This is a genomic window from Citrobacter sp. Colony219 (assembly GCF_019382635.1).
Classification (GTDB): Bacteria; Pseudomonadota; Gammaproteobacteria; order Enterobacterales; family Enterobacteriaceae; genus Citrobacter; species Citrobacter youngae.
This window is the reverse complement of sequence record NZ_CP080033.1, coordinates 3,542,915-3,561,745: the sequence shown is the minus strand read 5'-3', so window position 1 is coordinate 3,561,745 and position 18,831 is coordinate 3,542,915. Positions and strand designations below refer to the sequence as shown.

At 55.7% G+C, this 18,831-nt stretch carries 20 protein-coding genes; 18 read left to right on the top strand and 2 right to left on the bottom strand.

Annotation, left to right across the window (positions count from 1 at the left end; genetic code table 11):
- Positions 1-7: 7 nt before the first annotated feature.
- The 9 genes from eutJ to eutR are packed head-to-tail and all read left to right on the top strand — an operon-like array spanning position 8 to position 9,286.
- The gene (gene eutJ, locus JTI85_RS15995) at positions 8-847 is read left to right on the top strand and encodes an ethanolamine utilization protein EutJ (protein WP_061068310.1); all 840 of its coding nucleotides are present in this window, start codon (positions 8-10) and stop codon (positions 845-847) included.
- Complete coding sequence (eutG, locus tag JTI85_RS15990; protein ID WP_219351734.1) at positions 837-2,024, top strand: ethanolamine utilization ethanol dehydrogenase EutG; 1,188 nt, start codon at positions 837-839, stop codon at positions 2,022-2,024. The genes eutJ and eutG overlap by 11 nt, the downstream gene beginning before the upstream one ends.
- A gap of 27 nt (positions 2,025-2,051) precedes the next feature.
- Positions 2,052-3,284: an ethanolamine utilization protein EutH gene (eutH, locus tag JTI85_RS15985; protein ID WP_003038023.1), complete on the top strand. Its 1,233-nt coding sequence runs from the start codon at positions 2,052-2,054 to the stop codon at positions 3,282-3,284.
- Positions 3,281-4,684: an ethanolamine ammonia-lyase reactivating factor EutA gene (gene eutA, locus JTI85_RS15980; protein WP_219351732.1), complete on the top strand. Its 1,404-nt coding sequence runs from the start codon at positions 3,281-3,283 to the stop codon at positions 4,682-4,684. Before eutH ends, eutA begins: the two co-directional genes overlap by 4 nt.
- An 11-nt stretch (positions 4,685-4,695) precedes the next feature.
- Positions 4,696-6,057, top strand: coding sequence for an ethanolamine ammonia-lyase subunit alpha (gene eutB / locus JTI85_RS15975; protein WP_003038029.1), 1,362 nt, complete (start codon positions 4,696-4,698; stop codon positions 6,055-6,057).
- 20 nt (positions 6,058-6,077) lie between these two features.
- Positions 6,078-6,974 carry an ethanolamine ammonia-lyase subunit EutC gene (eutC, locus tag JTI85_RS15970; RefSeq protein ID WP_048210968.1) on the top strand — a complete coding sequence of 299 codons (897 nt, stop codon included), beginning with the start codon at positions 6,078-6,080 and terminating at the stop codon, positions 6,972-6,974.
- Positions 6,975-6,983: 9 nt separating this feature from the next.
- Positions 6,984-7,643 carry an ethanolamine utilization microcompartment protein EutL gene (eutL, locus tag JTI85_RS15965; protein ID WP_040233508.1) on the top strand — a complete coding sequence of 220 codons (660 nt, stop codon included), beginning with the start codon at positions 6,984-6,986 and terminating at the stop codon, positions 7,641-7,643.
- Positions 7,644-7,654: 11 nt separating this feature from the next.
- A complete protein-coding gene (eutK, locus tag JTI85_RS15960; protein ID WP_048210969.1) occupies positions 7,655-8,185 on the top strand; it encodes an ethanolamine utilization microcompartment protein EutK in 531 nt (176 codons plus the stop codon).
- 48 nt (positions 8,186-8,233) lie between these two features.
- Positions 8,234-9,286 carry an HTH-type transcriptional regulator EutR gene (gene eutR, locus JTI85_RS15955; RefSeq protein WP_061068308.1) on the top strand — a complete coding sequence of 351 codons (1,053 nt, stop codon included), beginning with the start codon at positions 8,234-8,236 and terminating at the stop codon, positions 9,284-9,286.
- Between the two features lie 74 nt (positions 9,287-9,360).
- On the opposite strand, the gene hemF is transcribed toward eutR, so the two are convergent.
- Both hemF and amiA read right to left on the bottom strand, forming a co-directional pair.
- Positions 9,361-10,260, bottom strand: coding sequence for an oxygen-dependent coproporphyrinogen oxidase (hemF, locus tag JTI85_RS15950; protein WP_124021391.1), 900 nt, complete (start codon positions 10,258-10,260; stop codon positions 9,361-9,363).
- 2 nt (positions 10,261-10,262) lie between these two features.
- Positions 10,263-11,132: an N-acetylmuramoyl-L-alanine amidase AmiA gene (gene amiA / locus JTI85_RS15945; protein ID WP_219351730.1), complete on the bottom strand. Its 870-nt coding sequence runs from the start codon at positions 11,130-11,132 to the stop codon at positions 10,263-10,265.
- 212 nt (positions 11,133-11,344) lie between these two features.
- On the opposite strand from amiA, the gene JTI85_RS15940 reads away from it, so the two are divergent.
- From JTI85_RS15940 to cysA, 9 genes are all read left to right on the top strand, one after another.
- Positions 11,345-11,770 (top strand): GNAT family acetyltransferase, encoded by a 426-nt coding sequence (locus JTI85_RS15940; RefSeq protein ID WP_048210972.1) that lies wholly within the window; start codon positions 11,345-11,347, stop codon positions 11,768-11,770.
- Positions 11,757-12,206, top strand: coding sequence for a DUF2919 domain-containing protein (locus JTI85_RS15935; RefSeq protein ID WP_219351729.1), 450 nt, complete (start codon positions 11,757-11,759; stop codon positions 12,204-12,206). The genes JTI85_RS15940 and JTI85_RS15935 overlap by 14 nt, the downstream gene beginning before the upstream one ends.
- 59 nt (positions 12,207-12,265) lie before the next feature.
- Complete coding sequence (locus JTI85_RS15930; RefSeq protein ID WP_061068305.1) at positions 12,266-12,841, top strand: RpoE-regulated lipoprotein; 576 nt, start codon at positions 12,266-12,268, stop codon at positions 12,839-12,841.
- A 92-nt stretch (positions 12,842-12,933) separates the two neighbouring features.
- A complete protein-coding gene (gene yfeX / locus JTI85_RS15925; RefSeq protein WP_048210975.1) occupies positions 12,934-13,833 on the top strand; it encodes a porphyrinogen peroxidase in 900 nt (299 codons plus the stop codon).
- Positions 13,834-14,038: 205 nt separating this feature from the next.
- Complete coding sequence (gene ucpA / locus JTI85_RS15920) at positions 14,039-14,830, top strand: SDR family oxidoreductase UcpA (RefSeq protein WP_048210976.1); 792 nt, start codon at positions 14,039-14,041, stop codon at positions 14,828-14,830.
- A 159-nt stretch (positions 14,831-14,989) separates the two neighbouring features.
- The gene (cysP, locus tag JTI85_RS15915) at positions 14,990-16,006 is read left to right on the top strand and encodes a thiosulfate/sulfate ABC transporter substrate-binding protein CysP (RefSeq protein ID WP_061068304.1); all 1,017 of its coding nucleotides are present in this window, start codon (positions 14,990-14,992) and stop codon (positions 16,004-16,006) included.
- Entirely contained in the window at positions 16,007-16,840 is an 834-nt protein-coding gene (gene cysT, locus JTI85_RS15910) for a sulfate/thiosulfate ABC transporter permease CysT (RefSeq protein ID WP_003038061.1), read from the top strand.
- Positions 16,840-17,715: a sulfate/thiosulfate ABC transporter permease CysW gene (cysW, locus tag JTI85_RS15905; RefSeq protein WP_048210978.1), complete on the top strand. Its 876-nt coding sequence runs from the start codon at positions 16,840-16,842 to the stop codon at positions 17,713-17,715. The genes cysT and cysW overlap by 1 nt, the downstream gene beginning before the upstream one ends.
- Positions 17,705-18,802: a sulfate/thiosulfate ABC transporter ATP-binding protein CysA gene (gene cysA, locus JTI85_RS15900; protein ID WP_115601695.1), complete on the top strand. Its 1,098-nt coding sequence runs from the start codon at positions 17,705-17,707 to the stop codon at positions 18,800-18,802. Before cysW ends, cysA begins: the two co-directional genes overlap by 11 nt.
- The last annotated feature ends 29 nt before the right edge of the window (positions 18,803-18,831 follow it).

The window sequence follows — 18,831 nt, the reverse complement described above, 5'->3', positions numbered from 1 at the left end:
GAAAGAGATGGCGCATGACGAACAACTGTGGCTCACACCCAGACTGCAAAAAGCGGCATCGCTGTGTAACCAGACGCCTGCCGTAAGCGATTCACCGCTGTGGCTGGGCGTTGATTTGGGGACCTGTGATGTGGTGTCGATGGTTGTTGACAGCGATGGGCAGCCGGTTGCGGTTTGTCTGGACTGGGCTGACGTCGTGCGCGATGGCATCGTCTGGGATTTCTTCGGTGCTGTGACCATTGTTCGTCGCCATCTCGATACGCTCGAGCAACAACTGGGTTGCCGTTTTACTCATGCGGCTACCTCATTCCCGCCGGGCACTGACCCGCGTATCTCCATCAACGTGCTGGAGTCTGCCGGGCTTGAGGTGAGCCATGTGCTGGATGAGCCAACCGCCGTGGCGGATCTGCTGGCGCTTGATAACGCCGGAGTCGTCGATATCGGCGGTGGTACGACCGGTATCGCCATTGTGAAACAGGGCAAAGTGACTTACTCCGCCGATGAAGCGACCGGTGGGCACCACATTTCCCTGACGCTTGCCGGGAACCGTCGTATTCAACTGGAAGAAGCCGAGCAGTTCAAACGCAGCAACGGCAAAGAAATCTGGCCGGTGGTTAAGCCGGTTTACGAAAAGATGGCGGAAATCGTCGCCCATCATATTGCCGGACAAGGGATAACGGATTTATGGCTGGCCGGTGGGTCCTGTATGCAGCCGGGTGTTGATGAGCTTTTTCGTAAGCGTTTCCCGGAGCTGCAGGTGCATTTACCGCAGCACAGTCTGTTTATGACCCCGCTGGCGATTGCCAATAGCGGAAAAGTAAAAGCGGAAGGAATCTATGCAAGCTGAATTGCAGACCGCGCTCTTTCAGGCATTCGATGCCCTGAATCTGCAACGCGTAAAAACGTTCAGCGTTCCACCGGTCACATTATGCGGACTGGGAGCGCTCAGCACCTGCGGACAGGAAGCGCAAACGCGCGGACTGACGCATATGTTCATCATGGTTGATAGCTTCCTGCATCAGGCGGGGATGACCGCCGCTCTGGAACGTAGCCTGGCGATGAAAGGCGTGGCAATGACGCTGTGGCCATGTCCGGTCGGCGAACCGTGTATTACGGACGTCTGCGCGGCGGTCGCGCAACTGCGTGAATCGAAGTGCGATGGCGTGGTGGCCTTTGGCGGCGGCTCTGTACTGGATGCCGCTAAAGCAGTGGCGCTGCTGGTGACCAACCCGACGCAAACACTGGCTGACATGACGGAGCACAGCGTGCTGCGCCCGCGTCTGCCGCTGATTGCCGTGCCAACCACCGCCGGGACCGGGTCAGAAACCACCAACGTTACGGTGATTATCGACGCCGCCACCGGACTCAAAAAAGTGCTGGCCCACGCAACCCTGATGCCGGACGTCGCCATTCTGGATGCCGCGGTAACGGAAGGCGTTCCGGCGCACGTGACGGCAATGACCGGCATTGACGCGCTGACCCATGCCGTTGAAGCGTACAGCGCCCTGAACGCGACGCCGTTTACCGACAGCCTGGCGATTGGCGCGATTGCGATGATCGGCAAATCGCTGCCGAAAGCGGTGGGCTACGGCCACGATCTGGCGGCGCGTGAAAGCATGTTACTGGCGTCCTGCATGGCGGGAATGGCGTTTTCCAGCGCGGGGCTGGGCCTGTGTCACGCGATGGCGCACCAGCCGGGTGCGACGCTGCACATCCCACACGGACAGGCTAACGCCATGCTGCTACCCACGGTAATGGGATTCAACCGCATGGTGTGTCGTGAGCGTTTCAGCCATATCGGCAGGGCGTTAACCAATAAGAAATCAGACGATCGTGACGCCATCAGCGCGGTCAGCGAGCTGATCGCCGAAGTGGGCCAGACCAAACGGCTCGCTGACGTTGGGGCAAAACCCGAGCATTACAGCGCATGGGCACACGCCGCGCTGGAGGATATTTGTATTCGCAGTAACCCACGCACCGCCACGCAGGCCGAAATTATCGCGTTGTATGCGGCGGCACAATAAATACACATATGACAGGGAGTGAAGGCTATGGGAATTAACGAAATCATCATGTACATCATGATGTTCTTTATGCTGATTGCCGCCGTGGACAGGATCCTGTCGCAGTTCGGCGGTTCGGCGCGCTTCCTCGGTAAGTTCGGTAAGAGCATTGAGGGATCGGGCGGTCAGTTTGAAGAAGGTTTTATGGCAATGGGCGCGCTGGGCCTGGCGATGGTCGGTATGACCGCGCTGGCGCCGGTACTGGCGCATGTGCTCGGGCCGGTGATTATTCCGCTGTATGAAATGCTGGGCGCGAACCCGTCGATGTTTGCCGGAACGCTGCTGGCGTGCGATATGGGCGGCTTCTTCCTGGCGAAAGAACTGGCGGGCGGCGACGTGGCGGCATGGTTGTACTCTGGCCTGATCCTTGGCGCGATGATGGGACCGACGCTGGTCTTCTCCATTCCGGTTGCGCTGGGAATTATTGAACCGTCTGACCGTCGTTATCTGGCGTTGGGCGTGCTGGCTGGTATCGTCACCATTCCGATTGGCTGTATTGCGGGTGGTCTGGTCGCGATGTACTCCGGCGTGGAAATCAACGGTCAGCCGGTGGAGTTCACCTTTGCGCTGATCCTGATGAACATGATCCCGGTGCTGATCGTGGCCGTGCTGGTGGCGCTGGGACTGAAATTCATCCCGGAAAAAATGATCAACGGCTTCCAGATCTTCGCCAAGTTCCTGGTAGCGCTGATCACCCTCGGTCTGGCTGCGGCAGTCATCAAGTTCCTGCTCGGCTGGGAGCTGATCCCGGGTCTTGATCCTATTTTCATGGCACCAGGCGACAAGCCGGGTGAAGTGATGCGCGCCATCGAAGTTATCGGTTCTATCTCCTGTGTGCTGCTGGGTGCCTACCCGATGGTGCTGCTGCTGACCCGCTGGTTTGAAAAACCGCTGATGAGCGTCGGCAACCTGTTAAAAGTCAATAACATTGCGGCTGCGGGTATGGTGGCAACGCTTGCCAACAACATCCCAATGTTCGGCATGATGAAAAACATGGATACCCGCGGCAAAGTGATCAACTGCGCGTTCGCGGTCTCAGCGGCCTTCGCGCTGGGTGACCACTTAGGCTTCGCCGCTGCCAACATGAACGCCATGATCTTCCCGATGATTGTCGGCAAGCTGATTGGCGGCGTGACGGCGATTGGCGTGGCTATGCTGTTAGTACCGAAAGACGAAGATGTTCCGGCACCAGCAGAAACCAATCCGGAGGCGCAATCGTGAATACTCGCCAGCTACTCAGCGTCGGTATCGATATCGGCACCACCACCACTCAGGTGATCTTCTCGCGCCTTGAGCTGGTTAACCGTGCGGCAGTGTCGCAGGTGCCGCGCTACGAATTCATCAAACGCGAAATTAGCTGGCAAAGCCCGGTGTTCTTTACCCCCGTTGATAAGCAGGGCGGGTTGAAAGAGGCCGAACTGAAAGCCCTGATCCTCGCCCAGTATCAGGCGGCGGGGATTGCGCCAGAGACCGTCGATTCCGGCGCGATCATCATTACCGGGGAAAGTGCCAAAACGCGCAACGCGCGCCCGGCGGTGATGGCGCTCTCCCAGTCGCTGGGGGATTTCGTGGTTGCCAGCGCCGGTCCGCATCTGGAATCGGTGATTGCCGGTCACGGTGCGGGGGCACAAACCCTGTCCGAGCAGAAGTTGTGCCGCGTACTGAATATCGACATCGGCGGCGGTACGTCGAATTACGTCCTGTTCGATGCGGGAAAAGTCAGCGGCTCGGCCTGCCTGAACGTCGGCGGGCGGCTACTGGAAACGGACGGTCAGGGGCGCGTAGTACATGCGCATCAGCCGGGGCAGATGATTGTTGATGACGTATTTGGTCCAGGCACTGATGCCCGAACCCTCAATGCGGCGCAGCTTGTTCAGGTGGCCCGACGGATGGCGGCGCTGATTGTGGAGGTGATTGACGGCACGCTTTCACCGTTGGCGCAGGCGCTGATGCAAACCGGTCTGCTGCCTGTTGGCGTGAAGCCTGAAGTGATTACGTTGTCCGGCGGGGTGGGCGAGTGCTACCGCAACCAACCTGCCGATCCGTTCTGTTTTTCCGACATTGGGCCGCTGTTAGCAACGGCGCTACATGAACATCCGCGCCTGCGTGAGATGAACGTGCAGTTTCCGGCGCAAACCGTGCGCGCCACGGTGATTGGCGCCGGGGCGCATACGCTGTCGCTTTCAGGCAGCACTATCTGGCTGGAGGGTGTGGCGCTTCCGCTGCGCAATCTGCCGGTGGCGATTCCGGTTGATGAGGCTGATCTGGTGGCGGCCTGGCAGCAGGCGCTGCTGCAGCTCGATCTGGACCCGCAAACCGACGCCTACGTGCTGGCGCTGCCCGGTTCTCTGCCGGTGCGCTACGCCGCGCTGTTAACGGTGATTGATGCGCTGCTGGCCTTTGTCGCGCACTATCCGAATCCGCATCCCCTGCTGGTGGTAGCCGAGCAGGATTTTGGTAAAGCCCTGGGCATGCTGTTACGCCCACAGTTACAGCAACACCCGCTGGCGGTCATCGATGAGGTGGTTGTCCGGGCGGGGGACTATATCGACATTGGTACGCCTCTTTTTGGCGGATCGGTTGTGCCGGTGACGGTGAAATCACTCGCATTTCCTTCCTGAGGGAACGACTTATGAAACTAAAGACCACATTGTTCGGCAATGTTTATCAGTTTAAGGATGTTAAAGAGGTGCTGGCAAAAGCCAACGAACTGCGTTCGGGGGATGTGCTGGCAGGCGTGGCTGCAACCAGTTCGCAAGAGCGCGTGGCGGCTAAGCAGGTATTGTCGGAAATGACGGTGGCGGATATCCGCAACAACCCGGTGATTTCCTATGAAGAGGACTGCGTGACGCGTCTTATTCAGGATGACGTCAACGAAACGGCCTATAACCGCATCAAAAACTGGAGTATCAGCGAGCTGCGCGAGTACGTGCTGAGCGATGAAACCTCCGTGGATGACATTGCGTTTACGCGTAAAGGGTTAACGTCGGAAGTGGTCGCTGCGGTAGCAAAAATCTGCTCTAACGCGGACCTGATCTACGGCGGTAAGAAAATGCCGGTGATCAAAAAGGCTAACACCACCATCGGTTTGCCGGGCACCTTCAGCTGTCGTTTACAGCCGAACGACACCCGTGATGACGTGCAGAGTATTGCTGCACAAATCTATGAAGGGCTGTCCTTCGGGGCGGGCGATGCGGTAATTGGCGTCAACCCGGTCACGGATGACGTGGAAAACTTAAGCCGCGTGCTCGATACCGTGTATGGCGTTATCGACAAGTTCAATATTCCGACCCAGGGCTGTGTACTGGCGCACGTGACCACCCAGATCGAAGCGATTCGTCGCGGCGCACCGGGCGGGCTGATTTTCCAGAGTATCTGCGGCAGTGAGAAAGGTTTAAAAGAATTTGGCGTTGAGCTGGCGATGCTGGATGAGGCGCGTGCAGTGGGCGCGGAGTTCAACCGCATCGCCGGGGAAAACTGCCTGTACTTTGAAACCGGGCAAGGGTCTGCGCTCTCCGCTGGCGCTAACTTTGGTGCCGATCAGGTGACGATGGAAGCGCGTAACTACGGGCTGGCGCGTCACTACGATCCGTTCCTGGTGAACACCGTGGTGGGCTTTATCGGGCCGGAATATCTCTACAACGACCGTCAGATTATTCGCGCGGGCTTAGAAGATCACTTCATGGGCAAGCTGAGCGGCATCTCAATGGGCTGCGACTGCTGTTACACCAACCATGCTGATGCTGACCAGAACCTCAACGAAAACCTGATGATTCTGCTCGCCACCGCTGGCTGCAACTACATCATGGGCATGCCGCTCGGTGACGACATCATGCTCAACTACCAGACCACCGCCTTCCACGACACCGCGACCGTGCGTCAGTTGCTGAACCTGCGCCCGTCGCCGGAGTTTGAACGCTGGCTGGAAACCATGGGCATTATGGCAAACGGTCGCCTGACCAAACGGGCGGGCGATCCGTCACTGTTCTTCTGATGACGCGGAGATGACATACGATGGATCAAAAACAGATTGAAGAAATTGTACGCAGTGTAATGGCGTCAATGGGGGAGTCACAGCCGCAGGCTCAAGCGCCGTCACCAGAAGCGAAATGCAGCACTACGCAGTGCGCCGCACCAACGGGTGAAAGCTGTGCGATGGACTTAGGTTCAGCCGAAGCGAAAGCGTGGATTGGTGTTGAGAACCCGCATCGTGCAGAAGTGCTGACCGAGCTGCGCCGCAGCACCGCCGCGCGTGTATGTACCGGTCGTGCCGGTCCGCGTCCGCGCACTCAGGCGCTACTGCGCTTCCTGGCCGACCACTCGCGTTCAAAAGACACAGTGTTGAAAGAAGTCCCGGAAGAGTGGGTGAAAGCGCAAGGCTTGCTGGAAGTACGCTCAGAAATCAGCGACAAAAACCTGTATCTGACGCGCCCGGACATGGGGCGTCGTCTGAGCGCAGAAGCCATTGAAGCGCTGAAATCACAGTGTGTAATGAACCCGGATGTGCAGGTGATTATCTCTGATGGCCTGTCTACCGACGCCATCACCGCTAACTACGAAGAGATCCTGCCGCCGCTGTTGTCAGGCTTAAAACAGGCCGGATTAAAAGTCGGGACACCGTTCTTTGTTCGCTATGGCCGCGTGAAAATTGAAGATCAGATCGGTGAACTGCTCGGTGCAAAAGCGGTGATCCTGCTGGTTGGGGAACGTCCGGGCCTCGGCCAGTCGGAAAGTCTTTCTTGCTATGCCGTCTATTCGCCACGCGTGGCGACAACCGTTGAAGCTGACCGTACCTGTATCTCGAATATTCACCAGGGCGGTACGCCACCGGTTGAAGCGGCGGCGGTGATTGTGGATTTGGCCAAGCGCATGCTGGAGCAAAAAGCATCCGGCATCAATATGACCCGTTAAGGAGGCATCATGCCAGCATTAGATTTGATTAGACCTTCAGTCACCGCAATGCGCGTGATTGCCTCGGTAAATGACGGTTTTGCCCGTGAACTTAAATTACCGCCACATATACGTAGTCTCGGACTCATCACAGCAGATTCTGATGACGTGGCGTATATTGCTGCAGACGAAGCGACAAAACAGGCGATGGTGGAAGTGGTTTATGGCCGCTCGCTGTATGCCGGCGCGGCGCACAGTCCCTCTCCAACCTCGGGCGAAGTGCTGATCATGCTCGGTGGACCTAACCCGGCCGAAGTTCGCGCCGGCCTGGACGCGATGGTCGCCAATATCGAAAGCGGCGCGGCGTTCCAGTGGGCCAATGACGCAGAAGATACCGCCTTCCTTGCGCACGTGGTTTCGCGTACCGGTTCGTATCTCTCGGCGACCGCAGGATGCCGACTTGGCGATCCGATGGCGTATCTGGTGGCTCCGCCGCTGGAAGCAACGTTTGGTATTGATGCTGCGCTCAAATCTGCCGATGTACAGATTGTCACCTACGTGCCGCCGCCGTCAGAAACCAACTACTCAGCGGCGTTTTTAACTGGTAGCCAGGCTGCCTGTAAAGCTGCCTGTAATGCTTTCGCTGATGCTGTTCTGGATATTGCCCGGAATCCGGTACAACGCGCGTAAGAGAGGTTGTGATGATCAATGCACTGGGATTACTGGAAGTGGATGGCATGGTGGCTGCCGTAGACGCGGCAGATGCCATGCTGAAAGCCGCGAACGTGCGTCTGCTCAGTCACCAGGTGCTGGATCCTGGCAGGCTGACTCTGGTGGTGGAAGGCGATCTGGCCGCGTGTCGTGCAGCGCTGGATGCCGGAAGCGCAGCCGCAGCGCGTACAGGACGTGTTGTCAGCCGCAAGGAGATAGGGCGGCCGGATGATGACACCCAGTGGCTGATCGGCGGTTTTACGCGCCAGCCGAAGAAACCCGCACCGAAGCCAGAAATGATGCCAGAAGACAAAGCGGAAAAGACGCAGGACACGCCTGTGACATCTGAATCTTCTGATGAACTCCTGGCGTTGTTGGCATCAACCCGTCAAGGAATGACGGCAGGGGAAGTGGCCGCGCACTTTGGCTGGTCACTTGATGAAGCCAGAAAGGCGCTGGAACAGCTCTTTTCTGACGGAGCGTTGCGTAAACGCAGTAGTCGCTATCGCTTAAAAAATTAACCTGTCGGAGGGCCGGGGGCTTCGTTGAAGCTTCCGGCTTAAAAGATCATGAAAAAGACCCGTACTGCAAACCTGCACCATCTTTATCATGAAGCATTACCCGAAGACGTTAAACTTACGCCGAAGGTCGAGGTGGACAACGTTCACCAACGGCGAACAACAGATGTGTATGAGCATGCCCTGACGATTACCGCCTGGCAGCAGATTTACGATCAACTGCATCCGGGAAAATTTCATGGCGAGTTCACGGAAATCCTGCTTGATGATATTCAGGTGTTCCGTGAATACACCGGTCTTGCGCTGCGCCAGTCATGCCTGGTCTGGCCGAACTCGTTCTGGTTTGGTATTCCGGCCACCCGCGGCGAGCAGGGATTTATTGGTACGCAATGCCTTGGCAGTGCTGAAATTGCGACCCGCCCAGGCGGAACGGAGTTTGAGCTGAGCACACCCGATGATTACACCATTCTTGGGGTCGTTATCTCTGAAGACACCATTGCGCGTCAGGCTAACTTCCTGCATAACCCGGAAAGGGTGCTGCATATGCTGCGCAACCAGTCGGCGCTGGAGGTAAAAGAACAGCATAAAGCCGCGCTATGGGGCTTTGTGCAACAGGCGCTGGCGACGTTTAGCGAGAATCCTGAGAACCTTCATCAGCCGGCGGTGCGCAAAGTGTTGGGTGATAACCTGCTGCTGGCGATGGGTACCATGCTGGAAGACGCTCAGCCGATTATGACCGCTGAAAGCATCAGCCATCAGAGCTATCGCCGCCTGCTGTCGCGGGCGCGCGAATATGTGCTGGAAAATATGTCAGAGCCGCTGACCGTACTCGACTTGTGCAACCAGCTACATGTGAGTCGTCGCACGCTGCAAAACGCGTTTCACGCAATCCTCGGTATCGGACCGAATGCCTGGTTAAAACGTATTCGTCTGAATGCCGTGCGCCGGGAGCTTATTAGCCCGTGGTCGCAAAGTGCGACGGTGAAAGACGCTGCGATGCAGTGGGGATTCTGGCATTTAGGGCAGTTTGCTACCGATTACCAGCAGTTGTTTGCGGAGAAACCGTCGCTGACGCTGCATCAGCGCATGCGTCAGTGGGCGTGATGAGATTATTGTGCCGGATGCGACGCTAACACGTCTTATCCGGCCTACGGGTTTTGCCGTTGCTTATCCGGCCATTACACCCAGTCGCGGACCTGAATAAATTCGCTAAGGGCGGCTTCCGGGCTGTTCGCTTCCGGCTGCCAGTCATATTCCCAGCGTACCAGCGGCGGCATCGACATCAAAATCGATTCCGTGCGCCCGCCGGTCTGTAAACCGAATAACGTGCCGCGATCCCACACCAGATTAAATTCCACATAGCGTCCGCGACGATAAAGCTGGAAGTTTCGCTCGCGCTCGCCCCAGCTCATCGCTTTGCGGCGTTCGACGATCGGCAGATACGCTTCGGTGTAACCTTGCCCGACCGCCTGCATAAAGGCGAAGCAGTGGTCGAAATCTGGCGTATTTAAATCATCGAAAAACAGTCCGCCGATGCCGCGCTGCTCGTTACGGTGCTTGAGAAAGAAGTAGTCATCGCACCACTTCTTGTAACGTGGGTAAACGTCATTTCCGAACGGCTGGCACAGATCACGCGCGGTGCGATGCCAGTGAATCGCATCCTCATCAAAGCCGTAGTAGGGCGTTAAATCAAAGCCGCCGCCAAACCACCACACCGGGTCGGCGCCCGGTTTTTCCGCGATAAAAAACCGTACGTTGGCATGGCTGGTCGGAATGTAAGGATTCTGCGGATGCACCACCAGCGAGACACCCATCGCCTCAAAGCTGCGCCCGGCAAGCTCCGGGCGATGTGCAGTAGCCGATGCTGGCATTGCATCGCCGTGGACGTGGGAGAAGTTAACGCCCGCTTGCTCGAAAATACCACCGTTACGCAGCACCCGGCTACGACCGCCGCCGCCCGCTTCACGCTGCCAGTTATCTTCAACAAACTCTGCGCCATCGACGGCGGATAACTGCTGACAAATATCATCCTGCAGGCTAAGCAGGAACTGTTTTACGCGCTGTGCATCGGGCTTCATGATTAACGTTTCTTCGAGTGTGCTTTCTGGTTATCAAACCAGTGGAAATAGCTAATGATGCCATTGGCGATAGCGGTAGCGATTTTTTGACGAAACGCCGTCGTGCCCAGCAGTCGCTCTTCTTCCGGGTTGGTAATGAACGAGGTTTCGACCAGTACCGACGGAATTGACGGTGATTTTAGCACCACGAAGGCGGCCTGTTCCGTGCTACGACTGTGCAGACGATGTACTGGCTTGATCTTCTTGAGAATATGCGAGCCTAAGGTCAGGCTGTTTTTAATGGTGTCGGTTTGCACCAGATCGAACAATACCTGCTGCAGCAAATGGTCTTTGTCGGTGGCCTTCTTCCCGGCGACTTCATCGGCCCGGTTTTCACGATCGGACAAATATTTCGCCATGGCGCTACTGGCACCGCGATTGGATAAGGCAAAGACCGACGCACCTGCAGCGCTCGGATTGGTGAAACCGTCGGCGTGAATCGACATGAACAGATCGGCGCCATGCTTATGGGCTATCTCGACGCGATCGTACAGTGGAATGAACGTATCGCCGGAGCGGGTCAGGCGTGCATCAATCCCCTGGTTGCGTAGAATCGAGCGCACGTTTTTGGCAATCGCCAGCACCACGTGCTTCTCCTTTGAACCGTTGCGACCAATGGCGCCGGTATCAATCCCGCCGTGACCCGGATCGAGGACAACTACGCGCTTAGCGCCGGCTTTTTTCGCTTTCGGTTTGCTGTGACCATTGCTGGTCTTAAGCGCTTCTTCTTTAGCGATGGCTTGCGACATGCCTGACAGCGTCAGGGCGGCCAGCCCGGCTTTCAACACCTGGCGGCGCGATGTGAGTGTTTTTAGTGGTTTAAAAGTGCTCATACGGCCTGAGTTGTAAAAAAAAGGTTCTAAACGTTATATCGTATCGCGTTGTCCGTTGCGACGGATCGGGATAAGAATTGTTTTACTTTTCATTTCAATACGTGACAATTCCGTATTATGCCATTTTTTCCGTCGCTTCGCGTCAGATATTGGCTAAATCAGTGGTTCGCGCCATAATCGCTTTTTAACGTCCTGAAAAGGAAACCAATACCATGGAAATACGCGTATTTCGCCAGGAAGATTTCGAAGAGGTGATCACCCTCTGGGAGCGCTGTGATCTGCTGCGTCCATGGAATGACCCGGAAATGGACATTGAACGCAAGGTCAATCATGACGTCAGCTTGTTTCTGGTCGCAGAAGTGAACGGCGAGGTGGTCGGCACAGTGATGGGGGGCTATGACGGGCATCGCGGTTCCGCCTATTACCTTGGCGTGCATCCTGAGTTCAGGGGGCGCGGTATTGCTAATGCGCTGCTGAACCGACTGGAGAAAAAGCTCATTGCCCGTGGTTGTCCAAAGATTCAAATCATGGTGCGTGACGATAATGACGTTGTGCTGGGTATGTATGAGCGTCTGGGCTATGAACATACCGATGTACTCCATCTGGGTAAACGTTTAATCGAAGATGAAGAGTACTGAGTTCCATCCCGCCGACTATGACGGTCATGGGCGTCTGCGCCTGCCATTTCTGTTCTGGTGCGTGCTGCTGCTGCAGGCACGCACCTGGGTTTTGTTTGTGATTGCCGGTTCTTCCCGTGAGCAGGGCAACACGTTGCTGAATCTGTTTTATCCCGATCATGACGCGTTCTGGCTGGGGTTACTTCCCGGTGTTCCGGCCGTGCTTGCGTTTTTACTCAGCGGGCGGCGTTTTGCGTTCCCCGTTTTGTGGCACAGGCTGCGCGGATTATTGATTCTCGCTCAACTGGTGCTGCTGTGCTGGCAGCCGATGCTGTGGTTGGGGGGCGATCCTGTCAACGGCGTTGGTCTGGCGCTGCTGGTGGCGGATATCGTCGCACTGATCTGGCTGTTAACCAATCAACGTTTGCGCGCCTGTTTTTCCCCCGAGAAAGAATAACGGCACTTTTTAGTGAAACCGGACTCAAAGCAGCGTTGATAAATATGGAAGGAAGTGAAATGAAATCACTGCGTTTGACGTTATGCGCGATACCGCTTGTGCTGACCGGGTGTTCAACCCTCTCATCGGTGAACTGGTCCGCCGCTAATCCGTGGAACTGGTTTGGTTCTTCGACCGAGGTCACTGAGCAAGGCGTGGGAAAACTCACGGGTGCGACGACATTGGATGAAAAGACCATTGCTGATGCGCTGGATGGCGATTATCGCCTGCGTAGTGGCATGAAAACCAATAACGGCACTGTCGTGCGCTTTTTTGAGGCAATGAAAGGTGACAAGCTGGCAATGGTGATCAATGGCGACCAGGGAACGATCAATCGCATTGATGTATTGGACAGCGACATCGCATCAGCCGCGGGTGTCGAAATCGGTACACCGTTTAGCGACCTTTACACTAAAGCTTTTGGTCATTGCCAGAAAGCAACCGGTGATGATAGCGCGGGCGTTGAGTGTAAAGCCGAAGGAAGTCAGCATATTAGCTATATTTTTTCCGGTGACTGGAGCGGCCCTGAAGGCATAATGCCGTCTGACGATACGCTACAAGAGTGGAAAGTAAGCAAAATTATCTGGCGGCGTTAATTTGCGTCTGAACAAATCGACTTACTAAAAAAACAGGTAGAATAACGCCCAGCAATGCCACGATGTCGTGGCAGCTTTTTTCAGGAGGAACAATGTCTCAGGTTCAGAGTGGCATTTTGCCAGAACATTGCCGTGCGGCGATTTGGATTGAAGCCAATGTAAAAGGTGATGTTGAGGCCCTGCGAGCGGCCAGCAAAACGTTTGCCGATAAGCTGGCGACCTTTGAAGCGAAATTTCCGGATGCGCATCTGGGCGCGGTAGTCGCTTTTGGCAACAACACCTGGCGCACATTGAGCGGCGGCGTGGGCGCGGAAGAGCTGAAGGACTTCATCCCCTACGGTAAAGGTCTGGCTCCGGCGACCCAGTATGACGTACTGATCCATATTCTCTCGCTGCGCCATGACGTGAACTTCTCCGTTGCGCAGGCGGCAATGGAAGCATTTGGCGATTGCATTGAGGTTAAAGAAGAGATCCACGGTTTCCGCTGGGTGGAAGAGCGTGACCTCAGCGGCTTTGTTGATGGCACTGAAAACCCGGCAGGCGAAGAAACGCGCCGTGAAGTCGCTGTTATTAAAGATGGCGTCGATGCCGGTGGCAGCTATGTATTCGTGCAGCGTTGGGAACATAACCTGAAGCAGCTTAACCGCATGAGCATCCATGACCAGGAAATGATGATTGGCCGTACCAAGGAAGCCAACGAAGAGATCGACGGTGACGACCGCCCGGTCACCTCTCACCTGAGCCGTGTGGATCTGAAAGAAGATGGCAAGGGGCTGAAAATTGTGCGTCAGAGCCTGCCATACGGTACAGCCAGCGGTACGCATGGTCTCTATTTCTGCGCCTACTGCGCCCGTCTGCACAATATTGAGCAGCAACTGCTGAGCATGTTTGGTGATACCGACGGTAAACGTGACGCGATGCTGCGCTTCACTAAACCGGTCACCGGTGGCTATTACTTTGCACCGTCGCTGGATCGACTGATGGCGCTGTAACCCCAGTGTTGCCTGGTAGCGCTCACGCTTACCAGGCCTACCGCGTTCTTATCTGTCATGAAATTGAAAATCCCCGCCCCGACGGGGATTTTTTTTACCTGAAATTAACCTGATTTAGTGAGCTATTCCTCAGCATGAATTTGTTAATGCTGTATCTTCTGCGTGAATGAAGTGAAGGCTTCATATTCAAAAGGAGAATATTGAAATGGGAAAACTCACGGGCAAAACAGCATTGATTACGGGCGCATCTCAGGGTATTGGCGAGGGGATCGCCAGAACGTTTGCCCGCCATGGCGCGAACTTAATCCTGCTGGATATCTCCGATGAGATTGAAAAGCTGGCGGATGAACTGGCAGGGCGCGGGCATCGCTGCACAGCGGTTCACGCAGACGTCAGAGATTTTGCGTCGGTTACGGAAGCGGTAAAACGCGCGAAGAAAATTGAAGGCAAAATCGACATTCTGGTCAACAATGCAGGCGTATGCCGCCTTGGCAACTTCCTTGAAATGAGCGATGAAGATCGCGACTTCCACATTGATGTCAACATTAAAGGCGTCTGGAACGTGACGAAGGCCGTTCTGCCGGAGATGATTGCGCGCAAAGACGGGCGCATCGTGATGATGTCATCGGTAACTGGCGATCTGGTGGCCGACCCGGGTGAAACGGCGTATGCGTTGTCGAAAGCCGCTATTATCGGCTTAACCAAGTCCCTGGCGGTTGAGTACGCGCAATCGGGGATTCGTGTAAATGCCATTTGCCCGGGCTACGTTCGTACGCCAATGGCGGAAAATATTGCACGTCAGTCTAACCCGGATGATCCTGAATCGGTATTAGTCGACATGGCGAAAGCGATCCCGATGCGCCGTCTGGCCTGTCCGCTTGAAGTGGGTGAACTGGCGGCGTTCCTGGCGTCGGATGAATCCAGCTACTTAACTGGCACGCAAAACGTGATTGATGGCGGCAGCACCCTGCCTGAAAGCGTCAGCGTCGGCATCTGATTGATGCCAGTCTCCTCCCCGGTGAACCTGGGGAGGGGTTTCCCCTTATTCTCTTTTCAACTTTCAAATCATCAAACGGTATATAAAACCGTTACTCCTTTAGTGCCGGTTATAAATATGATGACCATAAGAAAGTCATTAAATTTATAAGGGTGCGCAATGGCCGTTAACTTACTGAAAAAAAGAACTCTGACGCTGGCGGCGCTGCTGTTGCTGGTGGGTCAGGCGCAGGCAACAGAACTGTTGAACAGTTCATACGATGTGTCTCGCGAGCTGTTTGCCGCCCTTAATCCCCCGTTTGAACAGCAATGGGCGAAGGATAACGGCGGTGACAAACTGACGATAAAACAATCTCATGCCGGGTCATCAAAACAGGCGCTGGCGATTCTGCAGGGGCTGAAAGCCGATGTGGTGACCTATAACCAGGTGACCGACGTGCAGATCCTGCATGACAAAGGCAAGTTGATCCCCGCCGACTGGCAAAGCCGTCTGCCGAATAACAGTTCGCCATTCTATTCCACCATGGGCTTCCTGGTGCGTAAGGGGAACCCGAAAAACATTCATGACTGGAATGACCTTGTGCGTTCTGATGTGAAACTGATTTTCCCGAATCCAAAAACCTCCGGTAACGCGCGCTATACCTATCTGGCGGCGTGGGGTGCTGCGGATAAAGCTGACGGTGGTGATAAAACCAAAACCGAACAGTTCATGACCCAGTTTCTGAAAAACGTCGAAGTGTTTGATACCGGCGGCCGCGGCGCAACCACCACTTTTGCCGAGCGTGGGCTCGGTGACGTATTGATCAGCTTCGAGTCAGAAGTGAATAACATTCGCAAGCAGTATGAAGCGCAGGGTTTTGAGGTTGTTATTCCGAAAACCAATATTCTTGCCGAGTTCCCGGTTGCCTGGGTAGATAAGAATGTGCAGGCCAACGGGACAGAGAAAGCGGCTAAAGCGTATCTGAACTGGCTGTACAGCCCGCAGGCGCAAACCATCATCACCGACTATTACTACCGTGTGAATAACCCCCAGGTGATGGACAAGCTGCAAGATAAATTCCCGCAGACTGAATTGTTCCGCGTAGAAGACAAGTTCGGCTCCTGGCCTGAAGTGATGAAAACACACTTTGTCAGCGGTGGAGAGCTGGACAAACTGCTGGCGGCGGGGCGCAAGTAAATGTTTGCTGTTTCTTCCCGACGCGTGCTGCCCGGCTTCACCTTAAGCCTGGGCACCAGCTTACTGTTTGTGTGCCTGATATTGCTTCTGCCGCTGAGCGCGCTGGTGATGCAACTGGCGCAGATGAGCTGGGCGCAATACTGGGATGTGATTACTAACCCGCAGGTCGTGGCGGCCTATAAAGTCACGCTGCTGTCGGCGTTTGTGGCATCGATTTTTAACGGCGTGTTTGGTCTGTTAATGGCGTGGATCTTAACCCGCTATCGTTTTCCGGGCCGCACGCTGCTGGATGCGCTGATGGACCTGCCATTTGCGCTGCCTACGGCGGTAGCGGGTCTGACGCTGGCGTCGCTGTTTTCGGTTAATGGCTTCTACGGCGAGTGGCTGGCGAAGCTGGATATCAAGGTGACCTACACCTGGCTTGGTATCGCGGTGGCGATGGCGTTTACCAGCATTCCGTTTGTGGTACGTACCGTACAGCCGGTGCTGGAAGAGTTAGGTCCGGAGTATGAAGAAGCGGCGGAAACGCTGGGTGCTACGCGTTGGCAGAGTTTTCGTAAAGTGGTGCTGCCGGAGTTGTCTCCCGCACTGGTGGCGGGCGTTGCGCTCTCGTTTACCCGAAGCCTCGGTGAGTTTGGCGCGGTTATTTTTATCGCCGGGAATATCGCGTGGAAAACGGAAGTCACCTCGCTGATGATTTTCGTTCGCTTGCAGGAGTTTGACTACCCGGCCGCCAGTGCGATTGCGTCAGTAATCCTTGGGGCTTCGTTGTTGCTGCTGTTTTCGATTAACACCCTGCAGAGTCGCTTTGGTCGACGCGTGGTAGGTCACTGATGGCAGAGATTACCCAATTGAAACGCTATGGGGCGCCCCGCATTAACTGGGGTAAATGGTTTCTGATCGGCACGGGCATGCTGGTGTCCGCATTTATTTTGCTGGTGCCGATGATTTACATCTTCGTGCAGGCGTTCAGCAAGGGATTAATGCCGGTATTACAGAACCTGGCCGACCCGGACATGCTGCACGCTATCTGGCTGACGGTGCTGATTGCGCTGATTGCAGTACCGGTGAACTTGGTGTTTGGCGTATTGCTGGCCTGGCTGGTGACCCGCTTTAACTTCCCAGGACGCCAGCTGTTGCTGACCTTACTGGACATTCCGTTTGCCGTCTCGCCGGTGGTCGCCGGTCTGGTGTATCTGCTGTTTTACGGCTCTAACGGTCCGCTGGGTGGATGGCTGGATGAACACAATCTGCAAATTATGTTTGCCTGGCCGGGAATGGTGCTGGTCACAGTGTTCGTCACCTGTCCGTTTGTGGTGCGTGAACTGGTGCCGGTTATGTTAAGCCAGGGCAGCAATGAAGACGAAGCGGCGGTTCTGCTTGGCGCATCCGGCTGGCAAATGTTCCGCCGCGTGACGCTGCCGAATATCCGTTGGGCGTTGCTGTATGGCGTAGTGCTGACGAATGCCCGCGCGATTGGCGAGTTTGGCGCGGTATCGGTGGTTTCCGGCTCGATTCGCGGCGAAACCCTATCGCTACCGCTACAAATTGAATTACTGGAGCAGGACTACAACACGGTCGGCTCCTTTACCGCCGCGGCGCTGTTAACGCTGATGGCGATTATTACCCTGTTTTTGAAGAGCATGTTGCAATGGCGTCTGGAGAACCAGGAGAAACGCGCGCAGCAGGAGGAAAATCATGAGCATTGAGATTGCCAATATTAAGAAGTCTTTTGGTCGCACCCAGGTGCTGAACGATATCTCGCTGGATATTCCTTCAGGTCAGATGGTCGCGCTGTTGGGGCCATCCGGCTCGGGCAAAACCACGCTGCTGCGAATTATTGCCGGGCTGGAACATCAGTCCAGTGGTCATATCCGTTTTCATGGCACCGATGTCAGTCGCTTACATGCGCGTGACCGTAAAGTTGGCTTCGTCTTTCAACACTATGCGCTGTTTCGCCATATGACCGTTTTCGACAATATCGCCTTTGGCCTGACGGTTTTGCCACGGCGTGAGCGTCCGAATGCGGCGGCCATCAAAGCGAAAGTCACCAAATTGCTGGAGATGGTGCAGCTTGCCCATCTGGCGGATCGCTTTCCGGCGCAGCTTTCCGGTGGACAAAAACAGCGTGTGGCGTTGGCGCGTGCGCTGGCGGTAGAGCCGCAGATCCTGCTGCTCGATGAGCCATTTGGCGCGCTCGATGCGCAGGTGCGTAAAGAGCTGCGTCGCTGGCTGCGTCAGTTGCATGAAGAACTGAAATTCACCAGCGTGTTTGTTACCCACGATCAGGAAGAGGCGACAGAAGTGGCCGATCGCGTGGTGGTGATGAGTCAGGGTCATATCGAACAAGCCGATGCGCCGGACCAGGTCTGGCGTGAACCGGCTACCCGTTTTGTCCTGGAATTTATGGGGGAGGTTAACCGCCTGCAGGGGACGATTCGCGGCGGCCAATTCCACGTCGGCGCACATCGTTGGCCATTGGGCTATACGCCAGCGTATCAAGGTCCGGTCGACCTGTTCCTGCGTCCGTGGGAAGTGGATGTGAGCCGTCGTACCAGCCTGGATTCCCCGTTGCCGGTACAGGTACTGGAAGCCAGCCCGAAAGGTCACTACACCCAATTAGTTGTGCAACCGTTGGGGTGGTATAACGAACCGCTGACGGTCATCATGCAGGGCGATGATTCCCCAAGCCGCGGCGAGCGGCTGTTTGTTGGGCTGCAAAATGCACGTCTGTATAACGGCGACCAGCGTATTGAAACGCGTGAAGAGGAACTTGCTCTGGCGGAATCTGCCTGATAGGTTAATTTGCAGGTTTATCGCCCGGT